The sequence below is a fragment of the Stenotrophomonas maltophilia R551-3 genome, from assembly GCF_000020665.1.
GTDB lineage: Bacteria > Pseudomonadota > Gammaproteobacteria > Xanthomonadales > Xanthomonadaceae > Stenotrophomonas > Stenotrophomonas maltophilia_L.
Window position 1 is genome coordinate 1,096,441 of record NC_011071.1, and the last position, 17,218, is coordinate 1,113,658.

The following is a 17,218-nucleotide window of genomic DNA, read 5'->3' on the forward strand; positions in this document are numbered from 1 at the left end:
GGGACGGGGGAGTCAGGGTGTTCGCCGTTCCAGCAGGTTGCTGTGGCGGGCGATGAACATGGCCGCCGGGTCGATCCCCTTGGTGCGCAGGATGTGCAGGCGGGTGGCCGCCTCGGTCAGCACGGCCAGGTTGCGGCCGGGCATCACCGGCAGGGTGATCAGCGGAACATCCAGGTCCAGCACATGGCGGGTGCCCGAATCGCCGGTCAAGCGCTCGTAGCCATGTGGGGTGGGTTCGGTCATCGGCTTGGTCAGGTGGACGATCAGCCGAAGGTACTTGTTCTTCTTTACAGCCGTGTCGCCGAACATCTCGCGCACGTTCAGCACGCCCAGCCCGCGTACTTCCAGCAGGTCCTGCAGCAGCTCCGGGCAGGTGCCGTCGAGCACGTCCGGGGCGATCTGGGTGAACTCCGGCGCATCGTCGGCGACCAGGCGGTGGCCACGGCTGAGTAGCTCCAGCGCCAGTTCGCTCTTGCCCGAACCGGCCTCGCCGGTGATCAGCACGCCGATCGAGTAGATCTCCATGAACACGCCATGCAGGATCACCCGCGGCGCCAGCGTGCGCGCCAGGTGATAAGAAAGATGGTTCAGCAGTTCGTGGCCGCGTTTGGGCGACAGCCACAGCGGCGTACCGGATTCGTCCGCCGCCGCGCGCAGGTCTTCCGGGCAGGGCTGGTTGCGGGTCAGCACCAGCGCCAGCGGATGCGACTGCATGATCTTCTCGATGGTTTCCCAGCGCTGGCGCGGTTCCAGCGCATCCAGCCAGGACAGTTCCTCGGTACCGAGGATCTGCACCTTGTTGGGGTAGATCGCGTTGAGGTAACCGGCCAGCGAGGGCCGCCGCGAGACCGTGTTGCCGGCCTCCAGCTCACGCTTCTCGCCGGACTTGCCTGCGGCCCAGCGCAGCCCCAGCCGCTCGCGCTGCTGTTCGAACAGTTCACGGGCGGTGATGCTGGTATTCATGCGGCACTCGCAGGTGGGGTCAGCTCCAGCGCCTCGCGCAGGGCCCGGGCATCGCCGGCCGCGCGCAGGGCATCGCGGATGGCGGGCATCGAGAACAGCTCGGCCAGCTCGGACAGCAGCATCAGGTGCTGGTGGGTGTAGTGGGCAGGGACGGCCATCGCGAACACCAGGTCCACCGGCTCATCGCCACCGAAGTCGACCGGGGTGGCCAGCCGCAGCAGTGCGCCACGGGGGCGGTCCAGCGTCGGCGCGCGGCCGTGGGGGATGGCGATGCCGTGGCCGATCGCAGTGCTGCCCAGCGCTTCGCGCTGGCACAGGTTCAGGTAGATCTGTTCGGCGTTGGCCTGGCGGCAGGCCAGCAACCCGGCGGCGGCCTGCAGGACGCTGTCGCGGTCGGTGGCCGTGCAGAGCTGGGTCTGCACGGCCGCCAGGAGGTCAGTCAGGGGCATGTCTGCGGGGAACGGTGGCGATCAGCCACCATTGTCGCCCACCGGCAGTGGCGCGTGCTGCTGTTTTTTCTCCTTGTGCTTGATCACCAGACGGTCAAGCTTGTCCGCAAGCAGGTCGATCGCGGCATACATGGTCTGGGCATTGGCCTCGGCGTGCAGGGTCTGGCCGGGAATGTTGAGGCTGGCGTCGACGTGGTGTTCGGTCTTCTGCAGCTTGAGGGTCACCCGCGCTTCGCAGTGCTGGTCGAAGTGTTTGCCGATCCGGGCCAGCTTCTCCTCTACATAGGACTGCAGGGCCGGGGTGACTTCGACATCTTTGCCAAACGTTTCGATGCGCATCGGGTTTCTCCTGTGTTCGGATGTGCCAATGAACCTCTCCGCCGGGCGCGGCGGCGCGTCAAGCGATTCTGACCCTTTCGTGCGAGGCGGAGATGTTCATGGCTTCACGATACTTCGCCACGGTGCGCCGCGCTACTGGAATTCCCGACGATTTGAGCAGGTCAGCCAGCTTGGCGTCAGAAAGCGGCTTGCGTGGGTTCTCGTCGTCGATCAGGCGTCGGATCATCGCCTGGATGGCCGTGCTGGAGGCCTCGCCGCCGCCTTCGGTGTCGATGCCGGAGGCGAAGAAGGCGCGCAGGGGCAGGGTGCCGCGTGGCGTACGCACGTGCTTGCGGGCAATCGCGCGCGACACCGTCGATTCGTGCAGGCCGAGCTCGGCGGCGATCTCGCGCAGTGTCAGAGGGCGCAGCGCCTGTTCGCCGAATTCAAGGAAGCCAGCCTGTTGCAGGATCAGGCTGCGCACGACGCGCAGCAGGGTTTCGCCACGCTGCTGCAGCCCTTTCAGCAGCCAGCGCGCTTCCTGCAGCTGTGCACGCAGGTAGCCGGCATCGGCCTCGCCACAGCGGCGGATCAGCTGTTCGTAGCCGCGGTGGATCACCACCCTTGGCCCGGCATGCGCGGCCAGTGCAGCGCGCCACACGCCGTTCTGCCGCCACACCACGACATCGGGTACCACGTAGGTGTCCTGCGACAGGGGGGCGATCTGCGTGCCCGGCCGAGGATCCAGCGAACGCAGCAGGGTCACTGCAGTCTCGACCTCGGCCAGCGGCAGTTTCAACTCGTGGGCCAGCCCGGCCACGCCGCTGCGCGGCAACCGTTCCAGCGGGCCCGCGGCAATCTGTCGCGCCAATGCCAGGCCCGGTGTGGTGTCGTCCAGCACCTCCAGCTGCAGCTGCAGGCATTCGCCGAGGGTGCGCGCGGCCGCGCCGACCGGATCGAAACGCTGGATCCGGTGCAGCACGGCAAGAATCTCGTCCTGGTCGGCATGGATGGCCGGCAGCAGGGTTTCGGCGATGCCTGCCAGCGGTTCGCGCAGGTAGCCATCGTCGTCCAGTGCATCGATCAGTGCGGCACCGATGCTGCGATCACGTGCGGTCAGGTGCGACAGGTGCAGCTGCCACAGCAGATGATCGGCCAGGGTTTCGGTTTCGGCCACGCGTTCGGCGGCACTGCCGGTATCGTCGTCATCGTCGAAGCTGCCGCCGCTGCCGGCCGCGCTCCAGTCCAGTTCGGCCGGCGCCCAGTCGTCGCCGTTGTCGGCACGTTCGGCCGCTGCATCGCCGTCGGGGTTGTCACTGGTTTCGTTGGCGGCGCTGCTGCTGTCGCTGCTGTCGGCCCAGTCCAGCAGTGGATTGCTTTCCACTGCCTGCGCGATTTCCAGTTCCAGCTCGGTGCTGGACATCTGCAGCAGCTTGATCGCCTGTTGCAGCTGGGGCGTGAGCACCAGCTGCTGTCCCAACGATGTCTGCAGCCGAGTCTTCATGCCTGTGCCGAAAGGAAGGAGAGGGACCCGGCGCTAGCCGTCACAGCTTGAAGGAATCCCCAAGGTAGACGCGACGCACGTCGGCGTTGTCCAGGATCGCTTCCGGCGAGCCTTGGGCCAGCACGCTGCCCTCGGCGAGGATATACGCGCGGTCGCAGATTCCCAAGGTCTCGCGCACGTTGTGGTCGGTGATCAGCACGCCGATGCCACGCTGCTTGAGGTGGGTGACGATGCGCTGGATCTCGCCGACCGAAATCGGATCGACGCCGGCGAACGGCTCGTCGAGCAGGATCAGGCGCGGTTGTGCTGCCAGTGCGCGGGCGATCTCGCAACGGCGGCGCTCGCCGCCGGACAGGCTGGCACCGAGCTGGTCGGCCACGTGGCCCAGCTGCAGTTCGTCGAGCAGGCTGTTCAATTCGCGCTCGCGGCCCTTCGAATCGAGGTCCTCGCGCAGTTCCAGCACCAGGCGGATGTTGTCGGCCACGCTCAACTTGCGGAACACCGACGGTTCCTGCGGCAGGTAACCCACCCCCTGCTTGGCGCGGGTGTACATCGGGTCACCGGTGATGTCCTTGCCGTCAAGCACGATGCTGCCGGCATCGGCGGCGACCAGGCCGACGATCATGTAGAAGCAGGTGGTCTTGCCGGCGCCGTTCGGGCCGAGCAGGCCGACCACTTCACCGGCATCGAGGGTCAACCCGAAATCCTTGACGACTTCGCGTTGCTTGTAGCGCTTGCGCAGGCCCTTGGCGACGAGCATTACTTCTTGCTCCCGGCCGGTGCTGCCGGCGTGCTGGCCTTGGGTTGTGCAGCCGGCGCCGCAGGCGTCTTGTTCTTCGGCGGAATGACGGTGCGCACGCGGCTGCCGTCGCCGCCGGAGTTCATTTCACCGCTGCGGGTGTTGTAGACCATGCGCTGGCCGGCATTGGTGCCGCGCGCGCTGGTGACCTTGTAGTTGCCGGTCAGGGTAATGATCTCGGTCTTGATGTCGTAGTCGATGCGGTCGGCCAGGGCATCCATCCAGGTGCCATCGTCGAGCTGCTGCTTCATCTTGGCCTGCTTGCCGGTGAACACCACGCGCACCGCTTCGCCGTCCTTGAGGTAGATCTCGGCCTCGGACGAGCGCAGGTCCAGCGTGCCCTGGGTGATGACCACGCCCTGCGACAGCACGGTCTTGCCGTCGCCGGTGAGCATGCCCGACTGCGCGCCGGAATCGATGTGCATGTCTTCGTTGCGGTCGGTGGACTTGGCGAAGGCGGCGCTGGGGACAAGAAGACCAAGCGCGAGTACGGCTGCAAAGGGAATCTTCATCGGGGTCCGTTCTACCGGTGGGGGCCTCCCGGGTGGACCGGGGGCGTGCGGGTGGGGCTGCCGGCCTTGCGCCTGTCCGGAGACGTCGCAGGCTGGCGGCGGAATCAGTGCTTGGGCGTGTAGCGGCCCTTGGACTGGCTGAGGAAATGATACGTGTTGTTCTTCGAATCCACCTCGAAGCCCACGCCGGACTGTTCCATGCCGGGGCGGGTCATGGTCACCAGGGCATCGGTACGGGCGCGGTTCTCCTTGGGGAACACGTCCAGGTGGTCGGTGCGGAAGGTGGTCGGCACGGTGCCCGGTGCGGCCGGGCTGTCGCCAGCCACGTTGCCGCGCAGCTTCATCTCATCGCCCTTGGCGCTGAGCCAACCGGTCTCGGCGCGCAGGGTCCAGTGCTTGCCATCCTTGTCCGGCATCTCGAACAGCGGGGTAGCGATGTTGATGGTCTGGTCGCCGCGCTGGCGCTCCAGCAGCGGTGCACGCAGGGTGGTGGACTCCTTGCCGTGCTCATCCAGGGCGACGATCTGGAAGTCGTGCAGGATGTAGTCCACGCCGACTTCCTTGCCGTCATTGGCCGGCCCCTTGTCGCGGTTGCGCAGCGCCGCCCAGCTGCTGAGCAGGGCCGCCAGCAGCAGGCCGATGCCGAGGAGGGTGCGCCAGTTGAGCGAAGGAGCATTCATGCGCCGAACCTCGCCAGCACCGCATCGACATAGCCCTGTGCGGCCAGCAGGACGTCGCACAGCTCGCGTGCAGCACCACGGCCGCCGTCGGCACGGGTCTGCCAGTGCACGCGCTCGGCGATCCACGGATGCGCGTTGGCCGGCGCCACCGCCAGTCCGACCGCGCTCAGCGGTGCCAGGTCAGGCAGGTCATCGCCCATGAACGCCACCTGTTCCAGGCCGATGCCGTGCTGGGCACACAGGGCCTGCACGCTGGCCAGTTTGTCGCCCACGGCAATCTGGGTATCGATGCCGAGGTCGGCGCCGCGCCTGAGCGCGGACTGGCTGTTGCGCGCGGTGATCAGCACGGGGTGGATGCCGTGCTGCTGCAGCAGTTTCAGGCCCAGGCCGTCCTGCACGAAGTACGCCTTGCTCTCGTTGCCGTCCTTGTCGTAGTACAGCTGACCGTCGGTGAGGGTGCCGTCCACGTCGAAGCAGGCCAGGCGGATACGGGCCGCGGCGGCATGCAGGTGGGCGGGGAAGGCGGGCAGGGGGGACCAGGGCATCAGGGCGGCAGGCTCGGTGGGGGCGGGTGCGGCGTTACAGACTGAATGGGGTCTACGGACTGTCGGTTAAACCACCCGCGCCCGCAACAGGTCATGAATGTTCAGGGCACCGACCGCGCGGCCCTGGCCATCGACCACGATCAGGCCGGTGATCTTGTGGGTTTCCATCAGGCGCGCGGCCTCGACCGCCAGCTGGTCGGCACCGATGGTGCGCGGGTTGCGGGTCATCACATCGGCGATCTTCGCCGTGCGTACGTCCAGCGCGCTGTCCAGCGCACGGCGCAGGTCGCCGTCGGTGAACAGGCCGATCAGCACGCCGTCCGCGTCGACCACGGCGGTCATGCCGAGCCGTTTGCGGCTCATCTCCATCAGTGCTTCGCTGAGGCTGGCGCCGGCGCCGACGCTGGGCAGGTCGTCGCCGGTGTGCATGACGTCGGTGATGTGCAGCAGCAGGCGGCGGCCGAGGCTGCCGGCCGGGTGCGAGCGGGCGAAGTCATCGGCGGTGAAGCCGCGCGCATCGAGCAGGGCCACCGCCAGCGCATCGCCCATCGCCAGCGAGGCGGTGGTGCTGGAGGTCGGGGCCAGCGCCAGCGGGCAGGCCTCGGCCGGTACGCTGACGTCCAGATGGATGTCGGCGGCGGTGCCCAGGCTGGACTGCGGGCGCCCGGTCATGGAAATCAGCACGTTGCCCTGGCGCTTGAGCACCGGCAGCAGCATCAGCACTTCGTCCGACTCGCCCGAATAGGACAGCGCCAGCACCACGTCGTCCTCGGTGATCATGCCGAGGTCGCCATGGCCGGCCTCGCCCGGGTGCACGTAGAAGGCCGGGGTCCCGGTGGAGGCCAGGGTGGCGGCGATCTTGCGGGCGATATGCCCGGACTTGCCCATGCCGGTGGCGACCACCCGGCCGCGGCTGGCCAGGATCGCCTGGCAGGCCTGCTGGAAGGCCTCGCCGAGGCGGTCGGCCACGGCATCCAGCGCCTGCCGCTCGATCTCGAACACGCGGCGGCCACTGGCGACCAGGCCGGCAGGGTCGACGGAACGGGGGGGCAACAGGGATTCGGCCATGCGGACGCCACGCAGCGGAAGTAGAATGGACGTACATTTTATTAGGAAAGCCCGTTGGACGCCGACACCATCCGCAATCTGATCGAAACCGGCCTGCCCGGCGCCCGCGCCGACGTGCAGGGCGACGATGGCGTGCATTTCGAAGCGACCGTGGTCTGTGACGCCTTCGCCGGCAAGATGCCGCTGGCACGCCACCGCATGGTGTATGCCACTCTGGGCGACCTGATGGGCGGCGCGATCCACGCGCTGGCACTGAAAACCGTGACCCCGGCCGAAGCCGGCTGAACCGCAGAAGATCCCGAATACATGGCCAAGATCGTTGTGACCGGCGGCGCTGCGCTGCACGGTGAAGTAAGCATCTCCGGCGCCAAGAACGCCGTCCTCCCCATTCTCTGCGCGACCCTGCTGGCCGACGAGCCGGTGGAGATCACCAACGTGCCGCACCTGCACGACGTGGTCACCACGGTGAAGCTGCTGGGCGAACTGGGCGCGAAAGTGACCATCGACCAGGGCACGCTGTCGCGTGGCAGCGCGATCGTGGTCGACCCGCGTTCGGTCAACCAGCACGTTGCGCCGTACGAGCTGGTCAAGACCATGCGCGCCTCGATCCTGGTGCTGGGCCCGCTGCTGGCGCGTTTCGGCGCGGCGGAAGTGTCGCTGCCCGGCGGCTGCGCGATCGGTTCGCGTCCGGTCGACCAGCACATCAAGGGCCTGCAGGCGCTGGGTGCCGAGATCGTGGTCGAGAACGGCTTCATCAAGGCCACCGCCAAGCGCCTGAAGGGTGGCCACTTCACCTTCGACATGGTCAGCGTCACCGGTACCGAGAACGTGCTGATGGGCGCGGTGCTGGCTGAAGGCACCACCATCCTCGACAACTGCGCGATGGAGCCGGAAGTGACTGATCTGGCGCACTGCCTGATCGCACTGGGCGCGAAGATCGAAGGCCTGGGCACTGCCCGCCTGGTGATCGAAGGCGTCGAGCGCCTGTCCGGCGGCCGCCATGAAGTGCTGCCCGACCGCATCGAGACCGGTACCTTCCTGGTGGCCGCGGCGATGACCGGTGGCAAGGTCACGGTCAACCGTGCGCGCCCGAACACCATGGACGCAGTGTTGTCCAAGCTGGTCGAAGCGGGCGCGAAGATCGAGACCACCGACGACACCATCACCCTAGACATGCAGGGCAAGCGGCCGAAGGCGGTCAACCTGACCACCGCGCCGTACCCGGCGTTCCCGACCGACATGCAGGCGCAGTTCATGGCGCTCAACTGCGTGGCCGATGGCGTTGGCGTGATCAACGAAACGATCTTCGAGAACCGTTTCATGCACGTCAACGAACTGCTGCGCCTGGGCGCGGACATCCAGGTCGAAGGCCATACCGCCATCGTGCGTGGCAACGAACACCTGAGCGGCGCGCCGGTGATGGCCACCGACCTGCGTGCGTCGGCCTCGCTGATCCTGGCTGGCCTGATGGCCAGCGGCGAGACCACCATCGACCGCATCTACCACCTTGATCGTGGCTACGAGAACATCGAAGAGAAGCTGTCTTCGCTCGGTGCCACCATCCGGCGCGTGCCATGATCCTGCGCGGGAGGTTCAGCCCGCGTCGCAAGGCGCTGCTGGCGCTGGTGCTGATCGTGCTGGCGTGGCTGGGCTATGCCTGGTACGCCAACCTGGCCATCACCCAGGGCATCGAGCAGAAGGACATGGACTGGAACGGCGACGGCACGGTCTCGCGTGACGAGATCATCCAGTCGTTCTATGCGGTGTCGGTCAATGACAGCCAGGACGGCAGCCGCCATTGCCGGACCTTCGTCTGGCGCAGCACCGGCGAGCAGATCCGGGTGGATTGCCGGACCGAGTTCAAACCGGCCGAGGAACAGAAGCCGGCTGAAGCGAAGAAATAAGAGAACGCCCGCGAAAGCGGGCGTTTTTTTTGCGCGGGGTCGGATCCCTTTCCGACGGAAAGGGCTCTGACCCCACCATGTCGCAACCGGGGTCAGAGCCCTTCCCGGGGAAGGGATCCGACCCCTGCAATCAGTTCATCGCCCTGATGGTCAGGTCCAGCGCATCGCGGCCGCTTTCACGCTGCAGCATGCGCGCCGGCACCGGGAACTCGGGCACGATCCAGGCGATCAGTTCCTTGTTGCCGTCGGCACGCGAGACCTTGGTGGCTTCATAGCTCTTGCCGGCCACGGTGATCGACTCCTTGCCGATCACGCGATAGGTCATGTTCTTGATGCGGCCTTCGTCGACCATGCGATAGGTCAGCGGCTTGCCCGCCGCCAGGTCACGGGCGATCGCCAGGTTGATCAGCAACGCGTCCATGTCACCGGCCTTCAACGCGATCGGTCCAGCGCGGTCCGGCTTGATGTCGCCGGTCCAGGTGGCCTGGTTGCTGCTCCAGTTGTAGTTGGCCTGCACGTTGCGCTTCTTCACCAGCAGCGCCGAACGGTCCTGGCTGCTGAGCGGGCGCAGCTGGCCACGCACTTCCTCGAACACCGTGCTCTGGCTGAGGTCGGCCAGCTGGTTCTTCACCTGCAGGCTGTAGCGCCACTTGTTGGCACCTTCGCTGGCCAGGGTCATGGTGCCGTTGGCCTGCATGCCCATGTAGCTGGCCAGGTAATCGGCCTTGAACGGTTCCAGCGCCATGGCCGGCAGGCTGGCCACGGTCAGTGCGGCCGCTGCGATCCAGGTGAGGGGGCGGGTCAGGGTGTTCATGCTCAGACTCCTTGGTATTCGATCAGGCGCAGATCGACGCGATCTTCGCCGTCCTCGCGTTGCAGGATGCGCACCGGGGTGGGGACACCGTTGGCGATCCAGAGAATGGTTTCGTTGTTGCCGCCGTTGGTCCGATAGACCCGCAGCGCGTTGTAGGACAGGTCACCGACCTCGACGTTCTCGGTCTGCGCTGCGGCCTGGTAGTCGTGCTGGCGGACCTTGCCCATGTCCACGTAGCGGTAGTGCATGGCGGCACCCGGGCGGGCATCGCGCATGATCGCCAGATTGATCAGCAGCGCGCTCTGGTCACCCGCCTGCAGCGGGATCGGTTGCGCGCGCTCCTTTTTCACGTCACCGCTCCACTGCGCGGTGCCGGCCTGCCAGTTGTAGGTGCCCACGGCCTTCTTGCCGAGAAACAGGCCCTTGCGCACGGTGCTCTGGCTCAGCGGTGCATAGATGCCACTGCGCTCCTCGAACACCGTGCTCTGCTCGATGTTCAGGCCGAGCACGCTGGCGAAGCCGCGGCGACCGACCACCTGCATGTCCACCCGCCACTGGCTGCCGCCGGTATGGGTGACCTGCATGCTGGCATCGCCGGCCTCCTTGCCCTTGTAGAAGGCCTGGTAAGTGGCGCTGAACGGCTGCAGCGGCGGCGGCTCCCAGGCCAACGCCGCCGGCATCGGTACGGCCGGTTCGGCGGGCGGCTGCACCACGGGCACGGGTGCCGGCGGGGTGGCGGGCGCCTGCGCCTGGCTCCAGCCCACGGCGGGAAGCACGGCAAGCGACAGCAGCAGTGAAGTGGACAACAGGGTCGTGGTCTTCATGGAGGACAGGGACCGCAGGAGGAGGCAGGATGCCAGCCCCGCAGTCAGCGGGGCGTGTGCAATGGGGTTACCGGTTCAGGTTACCGGCGGAATCTAGGGCCAATGGGCTAAACAGGGGGTGACCGTCGAGCCAGGGCTGGCCCTCCCGTTCAGCCAGGCGGCCGCCACACAGCAGCTGCAGCGTGGCGATCAACAGCGGATGCTCTACCGCCAGCACGCGCGCGGCCAGGCTGTCCGCGTCATCGCCCGGCTGCACCGGGACACGCACCTGCGCCAGCACGGCGCCGGCATCGAGCTCCGGCACCACCAGGTGCACGCTGGCACCGTGCTCGGCATCGCCGGCCTGCAGGGCCCGTGCATGCGTGTCCAGGCCCTTGTGCAGCGGCAGCAGCGACGGATGGATGTTGACCAGGCGGCCATCGAAGCGCTGCACGAAGCCAGCGCCGAGGATGCGCATGTAGCCGGCACAGATGATCCAGTCCGGCTCAACTGCAGCCAAGGCATCACCCAGTGCGTGCTCGTAGGCAGCGCGGTCGCTGAATTCCTTTGGTGCATGCGCCCAGCGCAGCGCAGGCGCCACGCGTTGCAGCGCCTGCGCGGTGGGCCGGTCGGAGAACACGCCGACCACTTCAGCCGGCAGGCGCCCGCTGCCGATGGCATCGAGGATCGCCTGCAGGTTGCTGCCGCGCCCAGAGGCGAGCACGGCGATACGGGTGGGGGCGGTCATTGCAGCGAACTCCGGCGGATCAGCGGCCAGGTCAGCAGGCTGCCCGCGGTGGCCATCAGCATGTCGGCATGCGCGTCCCACATATCGCCCTGCTGGCCGTTGTAGGCCTCGGCGGCATCCGGCGACAGGGCCAGCGCGATGGCCCACTCGAACCACTCGTAGACCAGGCTGGCACACATCACCGTCATCACCGCCAGGGTGAAGGCCTGGCCCACCCGCAGTGCCGGCCAGGCGTGGCGGGCCAGCTGCAGCAGGGCGGGGGTGAAGCAGACGCCGAACAGGAAATGGATGAGGCGGTCGAAATGATTGCGCTGCCAGCCGAACGCCGCGTTGGGCGACCAGCCGAACAGCGCCTGCGACCACGCGTCATAGGGCACGTTGGAATACAGCCAGCGCGCTGCCACGCAGTGCAGGGCGATGAAGCCGCAGATCGCGATGAAGGCGCCATTGCCCAGCCAACCGCCGCGGCGGTCCACCCACAGCAGCGCGGCCAGGCCGATCACGGTCAGGGTGCTGTGCAGGGCCTGCTCGATCGGCCACAGCGGATGGACCCAGCTGATCGCGAACACCGCCAGTACGGCGGCGAAGGCCAGCTTCTTGGGGCCGGAGAAACGGTAGGCGGTTGCAGCGGCGGTGGTGGCGATGGCAGGCGAGGACATGTCGGGTCGATCGAAAGGGGGATGGTTCGTCTGCCTGCCGGCTCAGACGCTGAGGTGGTCGCCGCGGTCGAACAGCGCGGCCATTTCCGACTTGGACAGGAACACCCAGGCATAGGCGGCCAGGGCCATGCCCAGCGGACCGGCCAGCACCGCCAGCCACGCCGCGCGCCGGCACCAGGCCAGCCCGGTGCGGGCCGTCAACAGGCGCGCGGTATGCAGCTGCACGAAGCCGAGCACGGCCGCCAGCACGGCGATCGAGGCATAGACCGTGGTCAGCATCCAGGCATCGTCCAGCCCGCGTGAGTGGGCCACCCAGCCGCTGAGGCCGAGGAAGGCCACTGTGGCGAACCAATGGAAGCCGGCCAACGCGTAGAACAGCACTTTCAGCGTCTGCAGATGGCTGGCCAATTGCAGCTGCGCCAGGGTCTGCCGCGGCAGCGGCGGCGGATTGCCGGAGGCGGTCATGCGGGCGTGGCGGGAAGATCGAAGACGGCCTTGACCTGCGGACGCAGCAGGGTGATCAGGCTGAACACCCCCAGCACGGTGCCGACTGGCGCGAACAAGCAGGCCAGGCCGGCCACGATCAGACACAGCAGGTAGCGGCGGCGGCGGGTCAGGCAGCGGCCGGCATAGGCCACGAACGCGCCCAGGGTGACGCCACCGAACACGATGACGCAGCCGATGATGGTGAACATCCAGCCGAACAGGCGCTGCTCGGCCGGCGACGACGGCTGGCCGCCGGAATTCATCGGCAGGTTGCCGGTGAGCGCGGTGATGCCCAGCACGATGTGGATGATGAAGATCAGCGAGAACAGCGCGATCAGGCCGCCGACCACGTAGTGCGCGATGGCCAGCATGCGCAGGTGGTCGGCATCCTGAGTGCTGAACACCGGTACCGTCGCCAGCGGCGGCGGCACGGGGGCGGGCGACAAGGGGGGCGTTGCGTCCATGCGGGCTCCTGGGTTGCCGGGATCAGCCGATGTGGACGCGCTCGGCGCCTTCAGCGGTGACCACCTGGCCGATGGTCCAGTGGTCCAGGCCCTGGGCCTTGACCGCCTCGGACACGGCAGCGACCTGGTCCGGCGCGACGATCAGCACGAAGCCGATACCGCAGTTGAAGGTGCGCCACATCTCGCTGTCGGCCACCGCGCCTTCCTTCTGCAGCCACTGGAACACCGGCGGCAGGGTCCAGGACGAGGCCTGGATGTCCAGACCGAGGCCTTCAGGTACCACGCGGATGATGTTTTCGGTCAGGCCGCCACCGGTGATGTGGGCCATGCCGTGGATGGCCGCGCCGTGCGACTTCAGCAGCGACAGGATCGGCTTGACGTACAGCCGGGTCGGTGCCATCAGCGCGTCGACCAGCTTCACGCCGCCTTCCAGCTCCAGCTCGGCCGGGCGGCCGGCACGGTCGTAGATGCGGCGCACCAGCGAGTAGCCGTTGGAGTGCGGGCCGGAGGAGGCGATACCGATCAGCACGTCACCGGCGGCGACGCTGGCGCCGTCCTTCAGCTCGCTTTTCTCGACCGCGGCCACCGTGAAGCCGGCCAGGTCGTACTCGCCCGGGGCATACATGTCGGGCATTTCAGCGGTTTCGCCGCCGATCAGCGCGCAGCCGGCCTCGGTGCAGCCGTTGGCGATGCCGCCCACGACCGCCGCGGCGGTGTCGATGTCCAGCTTGCCGGTGGCGAAGTAGTCCAGGAAGAACAGCGGCTCGGCGCCCTGCACCAGCACGTCGTTCACGCACATGGCGACCAGGTCGATGCCGATCGTATCGTGGCGGTTCAGCTGGTGGGCCAGCTTCAGCTTGGTGCCCACGCCGTCGGTACCCGACACCAGCACCGGCTCGCGGTACTTGTTGGACAAGTCGAACAGGGCGCCGAAGCCGCCCAGGCCGCCCATCACTTCCGGGCGGAAGCTGCGCTTGACCAGGGGCTTGATCCGCTCGACCAGCTCGTTGCCGGCGTCGATGTCGACACCCGCGTCACGGTAGGTGAGGGGGGAAGGGGCGGAAGACGGGGTGTTGGTCACGGGCGTCGGCGCTGGCAGGGGTTGAACGGGCGATTTTAACAGGCCGCATTGGCGCAAAGGCCGTATTCGGGCAACAATTCCCCCGGATACGTCGAGCCAATGGATGTCCTGATGCGCCGCAGCCTGATTTTGACCCTGCTCCTTGCGCTGAGCCTGCCGGTGGCCACGATGGCCCAGAGCGGCCTTCGCACCGAGGGTGATGTCGCCACCGCCAGTGGCGCGTACGAGGCCGAAGTGCCCGTCAACAGCCAAGCCGAGGCCGATCGCAACGGCGCCCTGGCCCGCGCCTTGAGCGTTGTACTGGGCAAATTGTCCGGGGATCGCAGCGTGATGTCGCGCCCTGGCGTGGCGCAGGCGCTGCGCAATGCCAAGGATTACGTGGCCAGCTACGACTACAAGCAGGACCAGAGCGTGGGCGCTGGCGGTGCCCCAAGCTTCCGGACGCTGCTGGTCGCCCGCTTCCGCGAGGATGACGTTGATTCGCTGGTGTCGGCGCTGGGCCTGCCGTTGTGGCCGCAGCCGCGACCGAAGCCGGTGCTGTGGCTGGCCGTCGACGACGGCAGCGGTCCGCGCCTGGTCAGCGTGCAGCAGGCCAACGCCGCCCGCCCATTGCTGAACCGCGCCATCGAGCGCGGCTACAAGCTGGGCCTGCCCAGCGGTGGTGCCGCCGAACAGGCACTGGCCGGTGCCATCTGGCGCCAGGACAGCGCCGCCGTGGCCCGCGCCTCTTCGCGCTACTCGCCGCCGATGCAGCTGATCGGCAAGCTGTACCGCGCCAACGGCGGCTGGCAGGCGGACTGGGTGTTCGTCGACAACGGCCGTGAGCTGAACAAGTGGACCAGCAAGGACGCCAACGCGATGCGCGCGATGGCCGCCGGTGCCGATGGTGCCGCCGATGCGCTGGTCAAGCGCTATGCCAAGGCCGGCGCGGCCGTGGGCCAGGCCGGCACCTACCGGGTGGTGGTCACCGGCATCAACAGCGCCGACGACTACCTGCGCCTGGCTGCCGGCCTGCGCGAGGTACCGGTGGTGCGCAACGTCACCCCGCTGCACGCCTCTGCCAGCCAGCTGGAGCTGAACCTGGAGATGACCACCGGCCTGGCCGGCTTCAACCGCATGCTGGGCGACAACGGCGTGCTGGTGCCGAGTGCGCCGCTGCCGGCGCTGCCGACGCCCATCGATGACACCACTGGCACCCCGGTGGCCCCGCCTGTCAGCAACGAGTACCGCCTGCGATGACCCTGACCCCGGAAGCGGAAATCGCGCAGTTCCTGCGCCGGCTGAAGTACATCCTGTTCGCCGGCCTGATCGGCTGGATCGTCTGGTTGCTGGCACCGATCCTGACCCCGTTCGTGCTGGCGCTGGCGCTGGCCTGGCTGGGCGACCCGCTGGTGGACCGCATCGAGGCCACCGGCCGCTCGCGCATGACCGGCGTGGTGCTGGTGTTCGCGGCGATGGTGCTGGTGATCGTGGCGCTGCTGCTGGTGCTGGTGCCGATGATCGAGCGCCAGATCACCACCCTGATCGCGGTCGCGCCGCAGGCACAGGCGTGGTTGATGGAAAAGGGCATTCCCTGGTTCGAGCAGAAGACCGGCCTGGAAGTGATGCAGTGGATGGATCCGGACCGCCTGATCGAATGGGTACGCAGCCACTGGCAGCAGGCCGGCGGCTTTGCCACCACGTTCATGGGTTACGTCTCGCGCTCGGGCTTCGCGATGGTGACCTGGGTGGTCAACATCCTGCTGCTGCCGATCCTGGCGTTCTACTTCCTGCGTGACTGGGACAAGCTGGTCGAGCGGGTCGCGTCGGTGATCCCGCGCAACCAGATCGGCACCATCAGCGCGCTGGCGCGCGAATCCAACGAAGTGCTCGGTGCGTTCATCCGCGGGCAGTTCCTGGTGATGTTGGCGCTGGGCGTGATCTATGCCGGTGGCCTGTCGCTGGTCGGCCTCAAGCTGGGCCTGTTGATCGGCCTGATTGCCGGCCTGATCAGTTTCATCCCCTACCTGGGCGCAACCACCGGCATCCTGATGGCCATCGTGGCCGCGCTGGTACAGGCGCAGGGCTTCGACCTGAAGCTGCTGATCCTGGTCGGTGTGGTGTTCACCGTGGGCCAGTTGCTGGAAAGCTACGTGCTGACCCCGCGCATCGTTGGCGACAAGATCGGCCTGCACCCGGTGGCGGTGATCTTCGCGGTGATGGCCGGCGGCCAGCTGTTCGGCTTCCTCGGCATGCTGCTGGCGCTGCCGGTGGCAGCGGTGACCAACGTGCTGCTGCGCTACGCGCACCAGCGTTATCGCCAGAGTGAACTGTACGTGGGTGAGAAGCCGGCGATCGTGCTTGATGGCGTGGTCGACCAGCCCCATATCATCCTCCCGACCGACAAGGGCCCCGACCTGAAGTGATGGGTGTGCCGCAACTGCCGCTGGCCCTGCATTACCCGCGGGACCAGCGCCTGGAGACCTTCATCGGCGCGCCGGACGGTGCGCTGGCGCAGCTGCGTGCGATCGCGGTCGGCGCCAGCCATGATTGGGTCTACCTGGAAGGCGCGGCGGGCACCGGCAAGACCCATCAGGCGCTGGCGATGTGTTCCAGCGCGGAGCAGGCTGGCCGGCTGCCGACCTATGTACCGCTGGCCAGCGCCGCCGGCCGCGTGCGCGCGGCACTGGATGGGCTGGAGGCGCGCGAGCTGGTGGCGCTGGACGGCCTGGATGAGATTGCCGGCAACCGCGAGGACGAGATCGCGCTGTTCGATTTCCACAACCGCGCGCGCGCTGCCGGCGTGACCGTGCTGTACACGGCGCAGAAGGCGCCGGGCGAACTGGGCCTGGTACTGCCGGACCTGCGTTCGCGGCTGGGCCAGTGCGTGCGCGTGCTGCTGCAGCCGCTGGACGAGGAAGGGCGGGCCGCGGTGCTGCGCGAGCGCGCGCTGCGGCGTGGGCTGGCGATCGACGAGGCATCCATCGAGTGGCTGCTGTCGCATACCGGGCGCGAGCTGGGTGGGTTGATCACGCTGCTGGACTGGCTGGACCGTGAGTCGCTGGCGGCGAAGCGGCGGATCACCGTGCCGTTCCTGCGCCAGGTGCTGGAAGAAGGCCGGCCGCGTTACTGAGGGATGTTGTTCGGCAGGGCTGCGCCCTGCACCCGCCGAAGCCGAAGCAACGTCAACGTCAAAGGCTGGCTTCCTGAGGGGAGGCGGGGCGCTGTGGGCTTGCGGGGCCGCCGTAAACCCGTCCATGGGGGCTTGGTCGCCGCATCCATGCGGCTCACACCCCGCAAGCCCACAGCGCCCCGCCTTCGACAGGTTCCCGCGATCTGCCGGGACTGCGTACTGCACTGCTGTTGGTGGGTGTCGACCTTGGTTGATACGTGTCTTGCTTGTGGTGGGTGACGACCGTTGGTCGTCACCAGAGCAAGCGCA

Annotated in this window: 22 protein-coding genes; 6 read left to right on the forward strand and 16 right to left on the reverse strand. The window is 67.6% G+C overall.

Translation table 11 applies throughout. The annotated features are described in order from the left end of the window. Positions 1–12: 12 nt before the first annotated feature. The 9 genes from hprK to SMAL_RS04960 form a co-directional block, all read right to left on the reverse strand. Positions 13–963 (reverse strand): HPr(Ser) kinase/phosphatase, encoded by a 951-nt coding sequence (gene hprK, locus SMAL_RS04920; protein ID WP_004147299.1) that lies wholly within the window; start codon positions 961–963, stop codon positions 13–15. After that, the gene (locus tag SMAL_RS04925) at positions 960–1,412 is read right to left on the reverse strand and encodes a PTS sugar transporter subunit IIA (RefSeq protein ID WP_012510284.1); all 453 of its coding nucleotides are present in this window, start codon (positions 1,410–1,412) and stop codon (positions 960–962) included. The genes hprK and SMAL_RS04925 overlap by 4 nt, the downstream gene beginning before the upstream one ends. Before the next feature lie 21 nt (positions 1,413–1,433). After that, positions 1,434–1,751 (reverse strand): ribosome hibernation-promoting factor, HPF/YfiA family, encoded by a 318-nt coding sequence (hpf, locus tag SMAL_RS04930; protein ID WP_004147311.1) that lies wholly within the window; start codon positions 1,749–1,751, stop codon positions 1,434–1,436. A 58-nt stretch (positions 1,752–1,809) separates the two neighbouring features. Continuing rightward, complete coding sequence (locus tag SMAL_RS04935) at positions 1,810–3,234, reverse strand: RNA polymerase factor sigma-54 (protein ID WP_012510285.1); 1,425 nt, start codon at positions 3,232–3,234, stop codon at positions 1,810–1,812. Positions 3,235–3,274: 40 nt separating this feature from the next. Further along, on the reverse strand, positions 3,275–3,994 hold the full coding sequence (gene lptB, locus SMAL_RS04940; protein ID WP_004147318.1) for an LPS export ABC transporter ATP-binding protein: 720 nt from the start codon (positions 3,992–3,994) through the stop codon (positions 3,275–3,277). After that, positions 3,994–4,545 carry a lipopolysaccharide transport periplasmic protein LptA gene (gene lptA, locus SMAL_RS04945; RefSeq protein WP_004147320.1) on the reverse strand — a complete coding sequence of 184 codons (552 nt, stop codon included), beginning with the start codon at positions 4,543–4,545 and terminating at the stop codon, positions 3,994–3,996. Before lptA ends, lptB begins: the two co-directional genes overlap by 1 nt. Positions 4,546–4,649: 104 nt before the next feature. Then, the gene (gene lptC / locus SMAL_RS04950) at positions 4,650–5,225 is read right to left on the reverse strand and encodes an LPS export ABC transporter periplasmic protein LptC (RefSeq protein WP_004147322.1); all 576 of its coding nucleotides are present in this window, start codon (positions 5,223–5,225) and stop codon (positions 4,650–4,652) included. Beyond that, a complete protein-coding gene (locus SMAL_RS04955; protein ID WP_012510286.1) occupies positions 5,222–5,770 on the reverse strand; it encodes a KdsC family phosphatase in 549 nt (182 codons plus the stop codon). The genes lptC and SMAL_RS04955 overlap by 4 nt, the downstream gene beginning before the upstream one ends. 66 nt (positions 5,771–5,836) lie before the next feature. Next, positions 5,837–6,838: a KpsF/GutQ family sugar-phosphate isomerase gene (locus SMAL_RS04960; protein ID WP_012510287.1), complete on the reverse strand. Its 1,002-nt coding sequence runs from the start codon at positions 6,836–6,838 to the stop codon at positions 5,837–5,839. Positions 6,839–6,892: 54 nt separating this feature from the next. Here SMAL_RS04960 and SMAL_RS04965 point away from each other — a divergent pair, with 54 nt between their 5' ends. Genes SMAL_RS04965 through SMAL_RS04975 form a run of 3 tightly spaced genes read left to right on the forward strand, consistent with a single transcriptional unit; the run spans position 6,893 to position 8,742 of the window. Then, positions 6,893–7,123: a BolA family protein gene (locus tag SMAL_RS04965; protein WP_012510288.1), complete on the forward strand. Its 231-nt coding sequence runs from the start codon at positions 6,893–6,895 to the stop codon at positions 7,121–7,123. A 21-nt stretch (positions 7,124–7,144) separates the two neighbouring features. Next, a complete protein-coding gene (murA, locus tag SMAL_RS04970) occupies positions 7,145–8,416 on the forward strand; it encodes a UDP-N-acetylglucosamine 1-carboxyvinyltransferase (RefSeq protein WP_012510289.1) in 1,272 nt (423 codons plus the stop codon). Then, entirely contained in the window at positions 8,413–8,742 is a 330-nt protein-coding gene (locus SMAL_RS04975; protein WP_012510290.1) for a hypothetical protein, read from the forward strand. The genes murA and SMAL_RS04975 overlap by 4 nt, the downstream gene beginning before the upstream one ends. 130 nt (positions 8,743–8,872) lie before the next feature. Here SMAL_RS04975 and SMAL_RS04980 read toward each other — a convergent pair whose 3' ends face one another. The 7 genes from SMAL_RS04980 to purM form a co-directional block, all read right to left on the reverse strand. Continuing rightward, positions 8,873–9,556, reverse strand: a complete 684-nt coding sequence (locus tag SMAL_RS04980; protein ID WP_004147349.1) for a DUF3108 domain-containing protein — start codon at positions 9,554–9,556, stop codon at positions 8,873–8,875. A gap of 2 nt (positions 9,557–9,558) precedes the next feature. Further along, the gene (locus SMAL_RS04985) at positions 9,559–10,380 is read right to left on the reverse strand and encodes a DUF3108 domain-containing protein (RefSeq protein WP_012510291.1); all 822 of its coding nucleotides are present in this window, start codon (positions 10,378–10,380) and stop codon (positions 9,559–9,561) included. A 67-nt stretch (positions 10,381–10,447) separates the two neighbouring features. After that, positions 10,448–11,107 (reverse strand): phosphoribosylglycinamide formyltransferase, encoded by a 660-nt coding sequence (purN, locus tag SMAL_RS04990; RefSeq protein ID WP_012510292.1) that lies wholly within the window; start codon positions 11,105–11,107, stop codon positions 10,448–10,450. After that, complete coding sequence (locus tag SMAL_RS04995; RefSeq protein WP_004147359.1) at positions 11,104–11,766, reverse strand: DUF2238 domain-containing protein; 663 nt, start codon at positions 11,764–11,766, stop codon at positions 11,104–11,106. Before SMAL_RS04995 ends, purN begins: the two co-directional genes overlap by 4 nt. Before the next feature lie 42 nt (positions 11,767–11,808). Next, positions 11,809–12,231, reverse strand: coding sequence for a hypothetical protein (locus SMAL_RS05000; RefSeq protein WP_004147360.1), 423 nt, complete (start codon positions 12,229–12,231; stop codon positions 11,809–11,811). Beyond that, positions 12,228–12,716 carry a hypothetical protein gene (locus SMAL_RS05005; protein ID WP_012510293.1) on the reverse strand — a complete coding sequence of 163 codons (489 nt, stop codon included), beginning with the start codon at positions 12,714–12,716 and terminating at the stop codon, positions 12,228–12,230. The genes SMAL_RS05000 and SMAL_RS05005 overlap by 4 nt, the downstream gene beginning before the upstream one ends. A gap of 22 nt (positions 12,717–12,738) precedes the next feature. Then, complete coding sequence (gene purM, locus SMAL_RS05010) at positions 12,739–13,797, reverse strand: phosphoribosylformylglycinamidine cyclo-ligase (RefSeq protein WP_012510294.1); 1,059 nt, start codon at positions 13,795–13,797, stop codon at positions 12,739–12,741. Between the two features lie 99 nt (positions 13,798–13,896). Between purM and SMAL_RS05015 the strand changes: the two genes are divergently transcribed. The 3 genes from SMAL_RS05015 to hda are packed head-to-tail and all read left to right on the forward strand — an operon-like array spanning position 13,897 to position 16,909. Then, a complete protein-coding gene (locus SMAL_RS05015) occupies positions 13,897–15,036 on the forward strand; it encodes a DUF2066 domain-containing protein (RefSeq protein ID WP_041864482.1) in 1,140 nt (379 codons plus the stop codon). Beyond that, a complete protein-coding gene (locus SMAL_RS05020) occupies positions 15,033–16,202 on the forward strand; it encodes an AI-2E family transporter (RefSeq protein WP_004147375.1) in 1,170 nt (389 codons plus the stop codon). Before SMAL_RS05015 ends, SMAL_RS05020 begins: the two co-directional genes overlap by 4 nt. After that, complete coding sequence (gene hda / locus SMAL_RS05025) at positions 16,202–16,909, forward strand: DnaA regulatory inactivator Hda (protein WP_012510296.1); 708 nt, start codon at positions 16,202–16,204, stop codon at positions 16,907–16,909. Before SMAL_RS05020 ends, hda begins: the two co-directional genes overlap by 1 nt. Positions 16,910–17,218 lie beyond the last annotated feature (309 nt).